Below are 15,053 nucleotides of genomic sequence, written 5' to 3'. Positions count from 1 at the left end.
TTATATATTGATTGACGTACCCTTTTTAAAAAATGTCACATTAAAAAAAGAAAATATCCCTAGTTTTTCCGCATATCCTTACTGTCTACCCGCTATCCGAACTTTACAATCACTTGCCTTCCATCCAAATGTAACATTCATTATTGGAGAAAACGGAACGGGAAAATCAACATTACTCGAAGCAATTGCAATCGCTTTAGGATTTAATGCAGAAGGTGGAACGAAGAATTTCCGCTTTAGCACAAACGATTCACATTCATCTTTACATGAATACCTTCGAATTTCTAAAAGTTTCAATACACCAAACGACGGTTTCTTTCTTCGTGCTGAATCATTTTATAACGTTGCTTCTTATATTGATGAGATAGACGCTATAAAATCTTATGGCGGTGTTTCACTTCACGAACAATCCCATGGTGAATCATTCTTTTCCTTATTTATGAACCGTTTTTCAGGACAAGGTTTATACATTTTAGATGAGCCTGAGGCCGCTCTATCACCAATGAGACAACTTTCCATGCTTATTCGAATGCACGAACTAGCGGAACAAGGTTCACAATTTGTTATCGCGACGCACTCTCCTATTTTAATGGCTTATCCTGAATCCACTATATATTCTTTAACACAAGAAGGGATTCATGAATCCACATTAGAAGAAACCGAGCATTACCAAACGACAAAACTTTTCTTTGAAAATCGTGATCGATTATTTCATCATTTATTTGATTCTTAATAAAAAAGAAGCAGCGATTGCTGCTTCTTTTTTATAGTGCTTCTATAAATAATGCTACCCCAATACCGCCACCGACGCATAGAGAAGCAATTCCTTTTTCTAAACCGCGTCTCTTCAATTCATGAATTAAACTTACAGTAATACGAGCTCCTGTACAACCGATTGGATGTCCAAGTCCTACACCGCTACCGTTTACATTCACTTTTTCACGGTCTAAACCTAATTCTTTCTCTACAGCTAGGTATTGAGCCGCGAAAGCTTCATTAATTTCCAGTAAATCAGCATCTTCTAATGACCAATCTACTTTTTCTAACCCTTTACGAATTGCTGGTGCTGGTCCAATACCCATAATTTTCGGATCTACTCCAGCTACTGAATATCCAACAATTCTAGCTAACGGTTGTAAGCCTTTTTCTTTCGCTTTTTCTTCGCTCATTAATACTAGAACCGCACTTCCATCATTAAGGCCAGATGCATTCCCTGCCGTTACAGATCCATCTTTACGGAAAGCTGGTTTTAATCCTGCTAATTTTTCCGCTGTAATATCTGCACGTGGATGTTCATCCTTCGAAAATACTATTTCTTTTCTACGTTCTTTTATCGTAATAGGAACAATTTGCTCGTCAAAATATCCAGACTCGATGGCTTGCAGTGCCAATGTATGACTACGAAGCGCAACTTCATCTTGTTCCTCTCTTGTAATTTCATATTGGTCAACTAAATTTTCAGCCGTTTCACCCATCATAATATGATGAATCGGATCTTCTAGTACTTCCCACACCGTATCACGAATTTCTCCGTGCTGTAGACGTTGTCCCCAGCGGTGCTGTTTTAATGCATAAGGGCTTGAACTCATTGCTTCTACTCCACCTGCAATAACAACATCACTTACACCTAATTGAATTTGCATTGCAGCTGACATAATTGCTTGCATACCTGAAGAACATTGGCGTTGGATTGTATAACCCGTAACTGTGTCAGGAAATCCTGCCGCTAATGCAGCTGTTCTTGCAGTATTTGCTTCATCAGTTCTTTGAATACAATGACCTAAAATTACTTCATCAACTTCGTGTGGTTCTACCCCGCCTCGTTTTACAGCTTCCTGAAGTACAGGAACCGCTAATTCTACTGGCGTTACATTTTTTAGCGCTCCTCCAAAAGTTCCAATTGGCGAACGAACTGCAGCTGTAATAACAACATTATGCATTTTGCACTTGCCCCTCTCTTATGTACCCTAGTCAGTTTTTAGGTGAAATTCCATAAGATGTATGTCTGCATCTATCATACTATAAACATACTAAAAAATCAAAATATTTAATATAATAAAAATAGAAGGAATTAACCTTCTATTCTGTTAATGCATATAAAAATTTTTGTAAAATTTTCTCTGTCGTTTCATTCAATTTTGGTAACTTATCTACCGGAAAATATTGAAGCTTCAATCCCTCATGATCAAGCCTTAATTCTCCACTCACATGATGCCCCTGATACAGATGAATAACATTAAAAATTTCATCCCCATTAGGATAACGGAAATATACTTCCTTTCCTGATAAGACACCTAGAAATTGCATTATTTTTGCAGTTAATCCCGTCTCCTCGAATAATTCTCGGCGAGCAGTTTCTTCCGTCGTTTCTCCTAGTTCCATCGCGCCGCCAGGTACACCCCAATCATATGTATCTGAACGATATTGAAGCAATACTTCCTGATTATCATTTAGTATAATTATTGCTGATCCAACGAGAATAAGTGGTCTTGTCCCAACAACTTTGCGTAACTCTTCAATATACCCCATTATGTAAATTCTCCTTTCCTCACCCTCCCTTATCATAACAAAATTCTTCTCCTTTTGTTGATGTAATTTCCAAGAAAAAAAAGGAAGCTTTCGCTTCCTTTTTTCCATTTTTATTTCTTAAAACTTTCATATTTTACAGCTTCAAAAGCTTCTTCAATTTCATCATTACGATAATGAACATATGTAAAACGCCCTAATTCTACTAATCTTGCTATTTCTTGTAACGCTTTATGTTGCTCATATGTTTCCTCCAGCTTAATATGTACATAAAACTTCATTAATGGATGTTCATATAAAGGTTCTCCCACCTCTACATATACATCTTCAACCCCTTGTACAACTCTTACATAACTCGCAAATTGATAAAGTGCTTCTCTGTCTGAAACGATTTTTAATGTATACATATATTCTCCCCCTTTTCTTTACTATATCAAAAAGATGACCACACCATGTTATAGAACTATGAAATTTTTTCGACTTGTAATAAACAAGGCTTTTATCCATACATAGGGTCTTTTCCCAACATATATTATAGAAAGAATTTTTTCAGTTGAGGTGTTCCTTATGGATCCATACGTCAATATATGTATTTGCATTACTCCAGGCGCCGATATTTCTGATGACCGTATTGCAAAAGATTTAGCAGTTGCAGAATCAATTTGGCACCCCATTACATTTCAAATTAAAGACGTAATTATTTTAAATGAACTTTTTCGTTTTTCTGACCGTGAAATTAGTTATAAAAATTCTATTCAAAGTCAGGAAAAATTAGCATCCTTTTTCCAAACATGTGTAAATGAAGCTCCTGAATGCGACCTTTACATTTGTTATATTGGCAGTGATTATTTCAAAGAAACAGCCGTAATTGCCTGCGCGTACTCTTTAGCCAAACAACAGCAACTTACTGGTTATATCGTTTTAACAAATTCGGCTGCTCCCATGAAAAATATATATACGCTCGCTCACGAAGTCGGTCATATTTTATTTACAAGACGTGTTCATGGAAAACTTACTCACGCAGATCCTCATTCCCCAACTGGCTCGGAGCACCATCCTTCTCCAACAAATCTTATGTACCCTATCGTACCTCGTCCTGAAAACGTCCATATTCAATCCTTATTAACAAACGAACAAAAAGCACTCTCTTTACAAAGTTCTTTATTACAAAGAAAAAAACAGTAACTGTCATGTTACTGTTTAAAACAATTTATTCCAATTAATAAACGATATACCGGCTGCAAAGGATACACTATACACCTAAAACGAATCCCTCTAAAAATCAAAATATAGTATTTCTTTGGAAATAATTTTTTGTATATCCAGAGCAGCCACTTTTTTGAAATACTAGTTTACACTTTTTCTCTCTTCAATTTTTAAAGACCATCTCATTAACCCATATATACTTCCATACATAAGTAATATCTTTGCAATTCCCCAAAATACATTTTTTTCTTCTAATCCTTTAAATATAAACATAATCGCTAAAGGAACAATTAGCACCAAAACACCCATCCAACCAAGGACATACACTTCTCCAACGAAAAGTAATAAAAAGATACTTGCTGCTAATATATATGTTTGCATTGTCGATAATTGCAAAATAGGTGTACCGTACCATTTATCAACAAACATCAATAATACTAATAATAAAATGGGAACCATTACTATTATGTAAATAATTCCGAACTCTACAAATTTATTTTTAAAAGAAGACATTCTAAACGCAACAATGGTTCCAATAATCGTAATGATTAAGACGATAGGATAGCCAATTAACTGTATATTCGTTAGTGTAAATTGCTGATTTGGATTATTAAATAAAATATGAGTTAATATCCAATACCCGCCAATACCAATTATCATCGCAAGAATACTCTTTATACTCCCACCTTTATCCTTCTCCATCTCTTTCGCCAATTCTTCCGCATACTCTTTTGGTGAATCACCAAATATATCCGTTACCGTCTTTCCCTCTTTCTCACCTTCTATTAAATGAAGCTCTGCATCTTCTATAAAAGCGTCCACATCTTCTTCTTTCATTCCTTTTGTTATTAAATACACTTTCGTATCGATTAAAAACTTTTCTCCTTCTTTAGAAATCTGCATGATAACCCCTCCCTTATTTAACCGTTTCTCTTCTATTCGTCTTCATCATAATTTCAAGGAAAATTAAAATAAACAAACTTCCGTATAAACATATAACTTGAAATAACATTGGCACGAGATCTTCTGATGTAAATGTTTTAAACAGTAACATAATCGAAAATGGAATAATTAAATATAAGTTTTTAAACCATCCTTCAAAATATATATTTATCGCTACTGTGATCATAAAAATAGCTCCAGCTAATATATAACTTTGCGTTTGGGTGAATGTAAACGTTTTGGTAGGATAGATTACATCTAATATCGTAACAGCCCCCATTAAAAACATTGGCGCTACCATAACTAAAAACCACATAGAAAACCACGTTTTTGTAAAGCTTGTTACGAAGGTCATTTTGCGAAGTAAAAAATTAGGACCTATAACAACTAAAATCAATGACAAACTATACCCAACGCACTGAATAAGTGAGATCTGTAATACTCCGTTATTCACTATTAGGATAGAAGCAATAATCCAAAACGATACGATATTCATTACTGTAAAACCAATTTGTCTCCACGTTTCCTGTCTATCTCTTTCCATTACTTTTACAAGTTCATTTGCATATTCTTTCGGTGAGCTTCCGAAAATATCTTCTACACTTTTCCCATCACTCTCACCCTCGATTAAATGAAGTTCTGCATCTTCTATAAAATTTTCAATATCGCTTTCTTTCACACCCTTTGCTACTAAAAATAATCTCATATCTAATAAAAACTTTCGTGCTTCACTTGATAACATTATTTTTTCTCCCCTTCCCCTCAAGTAGACGCTCTACACTACTTTGCATCGTTTCCCAGCGATCCATAAATTCATTAAGTGCTTCCTCGCCTTTTTCTGTTAATGTATAATATTTCCGCTTTGGACCAGATGGAGATTCCTTCATTACACTTGTTATTAATCCTTCCTTTTGCATTCGTATTAATAGCGGATAAATACTTCCCTCACTCGCCATAGTAAAGCCATACTTCGCTAGCTTTTCACTCATTTCATAACCGTATATTTCACCTTCAGAAATAATAGCAAGTAAGCATCCTTCTAAAATCCCTTTCAGCATTTGACTTGTCGACATAATTCAAATCCTCCCACTATCCTGTTTTACAAGATAGATAAGCGTAAGTATCTTGCTTTACAAAATAGTATAGCAGAGGCTATTTTGCAAAACAAGATAGCTAACAATATTTTTCCAAATCTTTGCAGGATTTTTATTATCTACTCTCTAAATAGAGCAATATGAGAACTTTATTACGAAGGGATGTTTTTCACCATGGTTACAAATCGAGTTGTCTTTTTAACAGGTGCTGCAAGCGGTATTGGTTATGAAATGGGGAACGCTTTCGCAAAAGAAGGTGCAAAAGTTGTCATTACCGATCGTCTTGAAGAACGTGCAAAAGAAGCTGCTGAACAATTACAAAAAGAAGGCTATCAAGCTATCGGTTTAAAATGTGATGTTACATCTGAAGAAGAAATTACCGCTGCAATTTCTCAAACCGTTACTCATTTCGGTTCATTACATATATTAATTAACAACGCAGGAATGCAGCACGTTTCACCAATTGAAGATTTTCCAACTGAAAAGTTTGAACTACTTATTAAAATTATGCAAATCGCTCCTTTTATCGCAATTAAGCATGCCTTCCCAATCATGAAAAAACAAAAGTATGGCCGAATTATTAATGTAGCCTCCATTAATGGCCTCGTTGGATTTGCAGGAAAATCCGCCTACAATAGCGCGAAGCATGGCGTAATCGGATTAACAAAAGTTGCCGCTTTAGAAGGCGCTACTCACGGAATTACCGTTAATGCGCTTTGTCCTGGTTATGTCGATACCCCACTTGTACGTAATCAACTACAAGATTTAGCTACTACACGAAATGTACCACTTGAAAATGTTTTAGAAGATGTTATTTATCCACTTGTACCACAAAAACGCTTATTGCAAGTACAAGAAATCTCTGATTATGCTATGTTTTTAGCGAGTGAAAAAGCAAGAGGTATAACTGGACAAGCCGTTGTTATCGATGGTGGTTATACTGCTCAATAAAGTGAAGGCTTTTACTGCCCATTAATGCGGGGTAAAAAATAAAGTTTGCTCACGAAGAGCAAACTTTATTTTACTTTCTATCGCGAGGACCTTCCTACTTTAGTAATTGTTTAGGGAGTTTCTCGATTGCAACAATTACCCCATCTAATTTACTTTCAATACGATGGAGTAAATATAATGTTACAACAATCGGAAACCCTACATTACCTACCATCCTGATCCACTCTTCCATCTTTTCCGCCTCCTTCCATTATATAAATAAGAGAAAAGAAAACATTTAGGCATAAAAAAACAAGCTATTATGTATTAGCTTGTCTTTCAAATAATGATGCAATTTCCCGTTTATAATCTCCGTATATGATGCCTTTTTCAGTAATAATACCTGTAATTAATTCATTCGGTGTTACGTCAAATGCAGGATTATAAACATCAGTTCCAATTGGCGCCACTTGTTTTCCAAAAATTTTCGTAACTTCGGTTTCATCTCTTTCTTCAATAACAATTTCTGTACCTGTTTGTTTCGTAATATCAAACGTAGATAACGGAGCTGCAACGTAAAATGGAATATCGAAATAATTTGCTAATATAGCTAAATTCATTGTTCCGATTTTATTTGCTGTATCTCCATTTGCGACAATTCGGTCCGCTCCTACAATAATCGCGTTTATTTCTTTCGTTTGAATAGCATGAGCTGCCGTATTATCGGTAATAAGTGTTACATCAATATTTGCCTGTTTTAATTCCCAGGTCGTTAAACGCCCGCCTTGTAAAACCGGTCTCGTTTCACACGCATACGCATGTAAACGTACACCTTTTTCTTTCCCAATATAAAACGGTGCTAATGCAGTACCATATCTAGCAGTTGCAATGCTTCCAGCGTTACAAATTGTTAAAAGGTGATCACCATCTTTAAAACATGTTAATGCATGTTCTCCAATACTCCGGCATACTGCTTCATCTTCTTGCTGAATGAGAAGCGCTTCTTCTTCTAATTTTTTTTGTGCTTCTTTTATTGTAGTAATTTCTCGAATTGATTCTCTCATACGATCGATTGCCCAAAATAAATTGACTGCTGTTGGGCGTGACGTTCCTAAATAATTACAATCTCTATTAAACTTCTTTTGAAATTCTTCCATATGTACAGTATTATATTTTTTTGATGCAAGTGCCAAGCCAAATGCAGCTACAATTCCAATTGCAGGTGCTCCTCGTACTTCTAGCATGACAATACTTTTCCATACCTCTTCAATCGTCGTTAATGTTTTGTATTCTGTACTATGCGGCAACTTTGTTTGATTTAATACTGCAATGGCATCACCTTTCCAACTGACAGATCTCGGAACAGTAACAATTGTACTCATGCTTTTATCCCTCCAGAAACTGTCTGTTGAAATAATGTTCGGAACAGTTGAATATCAGCACTCTTAGATTCATATTTTATTAGTTCTTTACCTAAGGATAACGCTTGTTTCTTAGCTTGAATTCTCGTTTCTTTATTTGCTATTCCATCTAAATCAGCTACATGCGCTAAGCCAATTGTTCTACGGATAAGCTCACATCCGGCAAATCCAACGGCATCTGTAAAAATATTTTGCAAAATAATTGGCAACCATTGTTTCTCTTTCGTATATGCTTCTACACCTTCTCCAATCCATAACTTCGTAAAAGCTTCTACAAAATAACTCCATGTTTTCTCAATATGGAAAAATAGCACACTTCTTTTTTCCTCTTCACGGGATAGTGCATTTAATAATAAATTTGCAATAAATTGGCCAAGATCAAATCCACATGGACCATATGTTGCAAATTCTGGATCAATTACTTTCGTTTCAGCAGGGGATGAAAAAATACTACCAGTATGTAAATCACCATGAATAAGCGCTTCTTTTCTCGTTAAAAATTTATATTTATACTGTGCTACTTTTAATTTTAAATTTTTGTCACTCCATAGTTCATCCACCGCTAGTTGTAACTCTGGTTCATAATCATTCGTATTATAATGACTAAACGGATCTGTAAACACTAAATCTTCCGTGATTTTACTAAGATCTGGGTTTACAAATGCACCTTCTAGTACCCTTTTCTCTTCTGATTGTAAACCGAAATCTGAAGTATAAAACAACACATGTGCTAGAAAGCGACCAATATGTTGGGATAAAAGCGGGTACTCCTCTCCATCTATTAATCCTTTTCTTGCAATTGTTAGCCTTGATAAGTCTTCTATGACTGTTACTGCTAACTCTTCATCATGACTGTACACTACCGGCACATATTCCGGCACATACTTCGCAAAAATTTGTAATGCTTTACTTTCAATCGTCGCTCTTTTTATAGACAGTGGCCAGCTCTCACCAACTACTTTCGCATATGGCAGTGCTTGTTTTATTATAATAGACTTCTCTCCATCATCTAATTTGAACACGTAATTTAAATTTCCATCTCCAATTTCATGACAAACTACATTTGCTTTCTTTTCAAAATAACCGTGTTCTTTCGCATATTGTATAGCTGTCGTTTCAGTTAATGAATAATATCCCATCGTCTTCTCCCCCTTTTTTAATTCAGAGGTTTTTCTGACGTAGAAAAACCTCTTTCCACAAAGAAAGAGGTTTGAAGTTTATCTTCTCCCCTCTTATCTGCCAGAAAGATTTACTTTCTGCTGGAATTAGCACCGTGCCTTTTGGCGTAAATAAACGCCCCATTTCACAATGGTATTACGGTCGGTTGCTGGGCTTCATCGGGCCAAATCCCTCCACCTGCTCTTGATAAGAGTTGTATAATTTTTTGAATTTTTAACTTTATGTTGAAGACTATACCAAGAATAAAAATCACTTGTCAACATTTTATTTGTATAATTCTGGACGACGATCTGCAAAAACTGGAATTCCTTTGCGTACTTCTTTAATTTTCTCAAAATGAAGCTCTCCCAATAAAATTGATTCTTCTTCATTCGCTTCTACAACAACTTCGCCCCAAGGATCGACAATTAAAGAATGACCGGCAAACTCATTATTCGGATCCTTTCCTGCCCTATTACATGCAACAACATAACACTGATTTTCAACTGCTCTTGCTTGCAATAACAAACGCCAATGCGCTAAACGAACCAATGGCCATTCTGCTACAACAAATAAAACTTTTGCACCTTTCGCAGTATGAACGCGCATCCACTCTGGAAAACGAATATCATAACAAATTGTGCCGGCGCACTCTACATCATCTAGCCTAAATTCACCTGTACTATTTCCAGCGATTAAATATTTATGTTCATCCATAAGCTGAAATAAGTGCACTTTACTATATTCATTGACTAGTTCTCCTTCCTTGTTTACCACATACATTGTATTTGTAACACCTTGTTCTGTTTGCTTCGCTATAGACCCACCGACAATATGTACACCATATTGCTTCGACCATTCTTTCAGCTTTTCTTTCGTTTGCAATCCATCCCTATCTGCAATTTCAGTAAGCCTCGTTAAATCATATCCCGTTGTCCATAGTTCTGGTAAGACAATCACATCTGGTCTTTCCTTCATCGCTTCGCTTATTTTATTTTTAGCATTCTCAATATTTTTTTCTACATCTCCAAAGACAATATCCATTTGAATACATGCGACTTTCATTTTGTCAGCCCCATTCTTAATTTTTTCTTTACAAAATACTGGAAAGATTATATCATTTGTCACTAGAATTGTAACAACTTTCAAAAGAGGTGGAAAGTATGAAATTATTTCAACCTTCTGAGATAGTAACATCATTGCCTACACAATTTTTTGCTTCACTTGTTGCAAAAGTTAACAAAGTCGTTGCAGATGGTCACGATGTTATTAATCTAGGTCAAGGTAATCCAGATCAACCAACACCGCAGCATATCGTAAAAGCTTTACAAGATGCTGCTGAAAAGACCATTCATCATAAATACCCACCATTTCGCGGACACGAAAGTTTAAAAGAAGCCGTGGCAACATTCTATCAACGCGAATATGATGTAGTAGTAAATCCAAAAACAGAAGTTGCTATTTTGTTTGGTGGAAAAGCTGGATTAGTAGAATTACCACTTTGTTTTACAAACCCTGGTGATACTATTCTCGTTCCAGATCCAGGCTATCCAGATTATTTATCAGGAGTTGCTTTAGCAAAAGCACAATTTGAAACAATGCCGCTTATTGCAGAAAATAATTTTTTACCAGATTATACAAAAATTGATGCCGCTACCGCTAAGCGTGCAAAGTTAATGTTTTTAAACTATCCAAATAATCCTACCGGTGCTACTGCATCAAAAGGTTTCTTTGATGAAACCATTCATTTTGCTAATGAACATAATATATTAGTCGTTCATGATTTTGCTTACGGTGCTATTGGATTCGATGGTCAAAAACCTGTTAGTTTCTTGCAAGCAGACGGTGCTAAAAATACAGGTATTGAAATTTACACTCTATCGAAAACTTTCAATATGGCTGGATGGCGCATCGCTTTTGCTGTGGGGAATGAAAGTGTGATTGAGACAATTAACTTATTACAAGATCATATGTATGTTAGTATTTTTGGTGCAGTTCAAGATGCTGCCCGCGAAGCACTATTAAGTTCACAGTCTTGCGTAATAGACCTTGTAAATAGTTACGAATCTCGAAGAAACGCTCTTGTTTCAGCTTGTCACTCAATTGGTTGGAATGTAGACATTCCAACAGGCTCATTCTTTGCATGGCTTCCTGTTCCGAAAGGATATACATCTGAGCAATTTTCTAATATTTTACTAGAAAAAGCACACGTTGCAGTTGCTCCTGGTGTTGGATTTGGTGAACATGGCGAAGGGTATGTCCGTGTTGGTCTCTTGCATACAGAAGATAGATTAAGAGAAGCCATTAATCGAATTAATAAATTAAATTTTTTCAAAAAGTAATTGACAACATGAAAAATATCTGACAAAATTCAGTTATCTTAAAAATTTAAACATTTCTAAATACTTCTTATCAAGAGCAGGTGGAGGGACGAGCCCGACGAAACCCGGCAACCGATCTACAATTGTAGACACGGTGCTAATTCTCGCAGCATTATGCTGACAGATAAGGAGCTGGTTGTAAAAAAACCTCTCCTTAGCTGAGAGGTTTTTTTATTTAACTAGGAGGTTTTAACAATGAGCGGAATTATAGCAACGTATTTAATCCATGATGATTCACATAACTTAGAAAAAAAAGCCGAGCAAATTGCACTCGGTTTAACAATTGGCTCTTGGACTCATTTGCCACACTTATTGCAAGAACAATTAAAACAGCATAAAGGCAACGTCATTCATGTTGAGGAACTAGCTGAACAAGAACATACCAATTCGTATTTACGTAAAAAAGTTAAACGCGGGATTATTAAAATCGAATATCCGTTATTAAACTTCAGTCCGGACTTACCAGCAATTTTAACAACTACATTCGGAAAGCTATCACTTGATGGTGAAGTGAAATTAATCGACTTAACATTTTCAGACGAGTTAAAACAATATTTCCCTGGTCCAAAATTCGGGATAGATGGTATTCGAAATCTTTTACAAGTGCATGAGCGTCCCCTTTTAATGAGTATTTTTAAAGGAATGATTGGACGAAATATTGGGTATTTAAAAACGCAATTACGCGATCAAGCAATTGGTGGTGTAGATATAGTAAAAGATGATGAAATATTATTTGAGAATACATTAACACCACTTACGAAACGCATTGTATCTGGAAAAGAAGTTTTACAATCCGTATATGAAACATACGGACATAAAACGTTATATGCCGTAAATTTAACAGGACGAACTTTTGATTTAAAAGAAAATGCGAAACGCGCAGTGCAAGCTGGGGCAGATATTCTATTATTTAATGTATTTGCTTACGGACTAGATGTACTACAATCACTTGCAGAAGATGATGAAATCCCAGTTCCTATTATGGCACACCCTGCTGTAAGTGGTGCTTATTCATCATCCAAGTTATATGGAGTTTCCTCTCCATTATTACTAGGAAAGCTACTACGTTATGCTGGGGCTGACTTTTCATTATTCCCATCTCCATACGGAAGTGTTGCACTAGAAAAAGAGGAGGCTCTTGCCATCTCAAAACATTTAACTGAAGACGATGCATTTTTCAAGAAGAGTTTTTCTGTTCCGTCTGCTGGTATTCACCCTGGTTTCGTTCCCTTTATTGTACGAGATTTCGGTAAAGATGTTGTTATTAATGCTGGCGGCGGGATACATGGACATCCAAGTGGGGCGCAAGGGGGCGGTAAAGCTTTCCGTACTGCAATTAATGCTACTTTGCAAAATACACCACTCCATGAAGTAGATGACATAAATTTGCATAGTGCACTACAAATATGGGGAAATCCCTCTCATGGGGTGAAATTATGAGTATTCAAGTATTTTGTGATTTCGATGGCACGATTACAAATAATGATAACATTATGTCCATTATGGAAAAATTCGCACCACCAGAAGCCGAAGAAGTAAAGAATAGAATTTTATCACAAGAGCTGTCTATTCAAGAAGGTGTTTCTCAATTATTTCAATTAATACCTACTAGTCTACACGATGATATGATTCAATTTTTAATAAAAACTGCTGAAATCCGTAGTGGTTTTCATGAATTTATACAATTTGTAAATGAAAATAACATTTCTTTTTACGTTATATCAGGTGGAATGGATTTCTTCGTCTATCCACTCTTACAAGGAATCATTCCAAAAGAGCAAATTTACTGTAATGAAACAGACTTTTCAAGTGAATTCATTACAGTTAAGTGGCCTCATCCTTGTGATCATCATTGTCAAAATCATTGCGGATTATGCAAATCATCTTTAATCCGTAAATTAAGTGATACGAATGACTTCCATATTGTGATTGGAGATTCAATTACTGATTTACAAGCTGCGAAACAAGCAGATAAAGTATTCGCTCGCGACTTCCTTATTACAAAGTGTGAAGAGAATTATATTGCTTATACACCGTTTGAAACATTTCACGATGTTCAAACCCAATTAAAACATTTGTTGGAGGTGAAATCATGAAACAACTTTTTCGTCAATGGTATGACTTAAGCGAGATAAAAAAAGAATTAACAACACGAAATTGGTTTCCAGCAACGAGTGGTAATATTTCTATAAAGGTTAGTCATGAGCCACTTACTTTTCTTATTACAGCAAGTGGTAAAGATAAAACAAAAACTACTCCAGATGATTTTCTATTAGTAGATCATCTAGGGGTTCCCGTATTAGAGACTGAATTACGCCCTTCAGCAGAAACAATATTGCATACACATATTTATAACAATACGAATGCTGGGTGCGTACTTCATGTTCATACAACTGATAATAATGTCATCACAAATTTATATAGTGATGCAGTCACCCTTCAAAATCAAGAAATTATTAAAGCTCTCGATATTTGGGAAGAAGGTGCAACAATTCACATTCCTATTATCGAAAACCATGCCCATATCCCAACGCTTGGAGAAAACTTCCGAAAGCACATACAAGGAGATTCGGGAGCAGTATTAATTCGTAACCACGGTATTACCGTATGGGGCCGAGATAGCTTTGATGCAAAGAAAAGATTAGAAGCTTATGAGTTTTTATTCCAATTTCATATAAAACTATTATCAATTCAAGGAGGCGTTTCTAATGGCGCAAATTCGTATTCATGAAGTAAATACTCGCATAGAAAATGAAGTAGAAGTATCTAAATTTCTACAAGAGGAAGGCGTTTTATATGAGAAATGGAACATCTCTAAACTTCCTACTTATTTAAATGAAAATTATTCGTTAACAGATGAAAACAAGGCTGAAATATTAGCTGTGTTTTCAAAAGAAATCGCTGATGTTTCAGCTCGCCGAGGTTATAAAGCACATGATGTAATTTCACTTTCAAATAGCACACCTAACCTTGACGAATTATTAATTAATTTCCAAAAAGAACACCATCATACCGATGATGAAGTTCGCTTTATTGTTAGTGGACATGGCATCTTTGCCATTGAAGGAAAAGATGGCAAATTCTTTGACGTTGAACTTGAGCCAGGCGATCTCATATCTGTTCCAGAAAATGCAAGACACTATTTTACCTTGCAAGATGATCGTCAAGTTGTAGCTATTCGTATTTTTGTTACAACTGAAGGCTGGGTTCCAATTTATTAAGGTAGTTAGTTGAATAAAAGAACTTGGATCCCCTTTTCCAACCTTTTATTCACTCTACATATATACATCCTCCTATGGAACAGGCTTATTTCAAAAAATGAAATAAGCCTGATTTTTTATGTACCTAACCATACGATTCCTTTCGTTCAAAAAAAACAACCTCCCCCTTCTATT

18 protein-coding genes, 1 pseudogene and 2 riboswitches are annotated in these 15,053 nt (G+C 35.6%); of the genes and pseudogenes, 8 read left to right on the top strand and 11 right to left on the bottom strand.

The genetic code is table 11. The annotated features are described in order from the left end of the window. The first annotated feature begins 7 nt into the window (after positions 1–7). Entirely contained in the window at positions 8–733 is a 726-nt protein-coding gene (locus JDS99_RS04000; RefSeq protein ID WP_000567976.1) for an AAA family ATPase, read from the top strand. A gap of 31 nt (positions 734–764) precedes the next feature. On the opposite strand, the gene JDS99_RS03995 is transcribed toward JDS99_RS04000, so the two are convergent. From JDS99_RS03995 to JDS99_RS03985, 3 genes are all read right to left on the bottom strand, one after another. Continuing rightward, a complete protein-coding gene (locus JDS99_RS03995; RefSeq protein ID WP_000552069.1) occupies positions 765–1,940 on the bottom strand; it encodes an acetyl-CoA C-acetyltransferase in 1,176 nt (391 codons plus the stop codon). Between the two features lie 139 nt (positions 1,941–2,079). Then, positions 2,080–2,529, bottom strand: a complete 450-nt coding sequence (locus JDS99_RS03990) for an NUDIX hydrolase (RefSeq protein WP_000540530.1) — start codon at positions 2,527–2,529, stop codon at positions 2,080–2,082. Between the two features lie 110 nt (positions 2,530–2,639). Next, positions 2,640–2,933 (bottom strand): DUF3928 family protein, encoded by a 294-nt coding sequence (locus JDS99_RS03985; protein WP_000288327.1) that lies wholly within the window; start codon positions 2,931–2,933, stop codon positions 2,640–2,642. A 160-nt stretch (positions 2,934–3,093) separates the two neighbouring features. Here JDS99_RS03985 and JDS99_RS03980 point away from each other — a divergent pair, with 160 nt between their 5' ends. Then, on the top strand, positions 3,094–3,711 hold the full coding sequence (locus JDS99_RS03980; RefSeq protein WP_087985107.1) for a DUF955 domain-containing protein: 618 nt from the start codon (positions 3,094–3,096) through the stop codon (positions 3,709–3,711). Between the two features lie 15 nt (positions 3,712–3,726). Here JDS99_RS03980 and JDS99_RS32535 read toward each other — a convergent pair. The 4 genes and pseudogenes from JDS99_RS32535 to JDS99_RS03965 all read right to left on the bottom strand — a co-directional run. After that, positions 3,727–3,863, bottom strand: a pseudogene (locus JDS99_RS32535) (DNA-binding protein); the annotation flags it as partial. Between the two features lie 10 nt (positions 3,864–3,873). Further along, positions 3,874–4,635 (bottom strand): DUF1129 domain-containing protein, encoded by a 762-nt coding sequence (locus JDS99_RS03975; RefSeq protein ID WP_088064332.1) that lies wholly within the window; start codon positions 4,633–4,635, stop codon positions 3,874–3,876. 13 nt (positions 4,636–4,648) lie between these two features. Next, positions 4,649–5,416, bottom strand: a complete 768-nt coding sequence (locus JDS99_RS03970; protein WP_097907173.1) for a DUF1129 domain-containing protein — start codon at positions 5,414–5,416, stop codon at positions 4,649–4,651. Continuing rightward, the gene (locus JDS99_RS03965; RefSeq protein ID WP_088608096.1) at positions 5,403–5,747 is read right to left on the bottom strand and encodes a PadR family transcriptional regulator; all 345 of its coding nucleotides are present in this window, start codon (positions 5,745–5,747) and stop codon (positions 5,403–5,405) included. The genes JDS99_RS03970 and JDS99_RS03965 overlap by 14 nt, the downstream gene beginning before the upstream one ends. A gap of 195 nt (positions 5,748–5,942) precedes the next feature. On the opposite strand from JDS99_RS03965, the gene JDS99_RS03960 reads away from it, so the two are divergent. Continuing rightward, positions 5,943–6,719, top strand: coding sequence for a 3-hydroxybutyrate dehydrogenase (locus tag JDS99_RS03960; RefSeq protein ID WP_000258444.1), 777 nt, complete (start codon positions 5,943–5,945; stop codon positions 6,717–6,719). 94 nt (positions 6,720–6,813) lie between these two features. Here the strand turns inward: JDS99_RS03960 and JDS99_RS03955 are convergent, their stop codons facing one another. The 4 genes from JDS99_RS03955 to JDS99_RS03940 form a co-directional block, all read right to left on the bottom strand. Further along, positions 6,814–6,951, bottom strand: coding sequence for a YvrJ family protein (locus JDS99_RS03955; protein WP_000393345.1), 138 nt, complete (start codon positions 6,949–6,951; stop codon positions 6,814–6,816). Positions 6,952–7,018: 67 nt separating this feature from the next. Further along, positions 7,019–8,080, bottom strand: a complete 1,062-nt coding sequence (gene mtnA / locus JDS99_RS03950) for an S-methyl-5-thioribose-1-phosphate isomerase (RefSeq protein ID WP_097907172.1) — start codon at positions 8,078–8,080, stop codon at positions 7,019–7,021. Continuing rightward, complete coding sequence (gene mtnK / locus JDS99_RS03945) at positions 8,077–9,258, bottom strand: S-methyl-5-thioribose kinase (RefSeq protein ID WP_097889643.1); 1,182 nt, start codon at positions 9,256–9,258, stop codon at positions 8,077–8,079. The genes mtnA and mtnK overlap by 4 nt, the downstream gene beginning before the upstream one ends. A 90-nt stretch (positions 9,259–9,348) precedes the next feature. After that, positions 9,349–9,491: riboswitch (SAM riboswitch) on the bottom strand. 71 nt (positions 9,492–9,562) lie between these two features. Continuing rightward, a complete protein-coding gene (locus JDS99_RS03940; protein WP_141542705.1) occupies positions 9,563–10,426 on the bottom strand; it encodes a carbon-nitrogen family hydrolase in 864 nt (287 codons plus the stop codon). Positions 10,427–10,440: 14 nt separating this feature from the next. On the opposite strand from JDS99_RS03940, the gene JDS99_RS03935 reads away from it, so the two are divergent. The 5 genes from JDS99_RS03935 to JDS99_RS03915 all read left to right on the top strand — a co-directional run bounded on the left by JDS99_RS03935 (position 10,441) and on the right by JDS99_RS03915 (position 14,879). Next, complete coding sequence (locus JDS99_RS03935) at positions 10,441–11,619, top strand: pyridoxal phosphate-dependent aminotransferase (protein WP_199694591.1); 1,179 nt, start codon at positions 10,441–10,443, stop codon at positions 11,617–11,619. A 64-nt stretch (positions 11,620–11,683) separates the two neighbouring features. After that, positions 11,684–11,789, top strand: a riboswitch (SAM riboswitch). A 64-nt stretch (positions 11,790–11,853) separates the two neighbouring features. After that, entirely contained in the window at positions 11,854–13,098 is a 1,245-nt protein-coding gene (gene mtnW, locus JDS99_RS03930) for a 2,3-diketo-5-methylthiopentyl-1-phosphate enolase (protein ID WP_087985114.1), read from the top strand. Further along, the gene (locus JDS99_RS03925; protein ID WP_000027484.1) at positions 13,095–13,754 is read left to right on the top strand and encodes a 2-hydroxy-3-keto-5-methylthiopentenyl-1-phosphate phosphatase; all 660 of its coding nucleotides are present in this window, start codon (positions 13,095–13,097) and stop codon (positions 13,752–13,754) included. The genes mtnW and JDS99_RS03925 overlap by 4 nt, the downstream gene beginning before the upstream one ends. Continuing rightward, complete coding sequence (locus tag JDS99_RS03920; protein ID WP_000811328.1) at positions 13,751–14,389, top strand: methylthioribulose 1-phosphate dehydratase; 639 nt, start codon at positions 13,751–13,753, stop codon at positions 14,387–14,389. The genes JDS99_RS03925 and JDS99_RS03920 overlap by 4 nt, the downstream gene beginning before the upstream one ends. Next, on the top strand, positions 14,367–14,879 hold the full coding sequence (locus JDS99_RS03915) for a 1,2-dihydroxy-3-keto-5-methylthiopentene dioxygenase (protein WP_000057324.1): 513 nt from the start codon (positions 14,367–14,369) through the stop codon (positions 14,877–14,879). Before JDS99_RS03920 ends, JDS99_RS03915 begins: the two co-directional genes overlap by 23 nt. The last annotated feature ends 174 nt before the right edge of the window (positions 14,880–15,053 follow it).

The organism is Bacillus cereus group sp. N6 (assembly GCF_016483705.1).
GTDB lineage: Bacteria > Bacillota > Bacilli > Bacillales > Bacillaceae_G > Bacillus_A > Bacillus_A wiedmannii.
The sequence above is the reverse complement of the archived record's forward strand: the minus strand, read 5'-3'. Positions and strand labels throughout refer to the sequence as shown.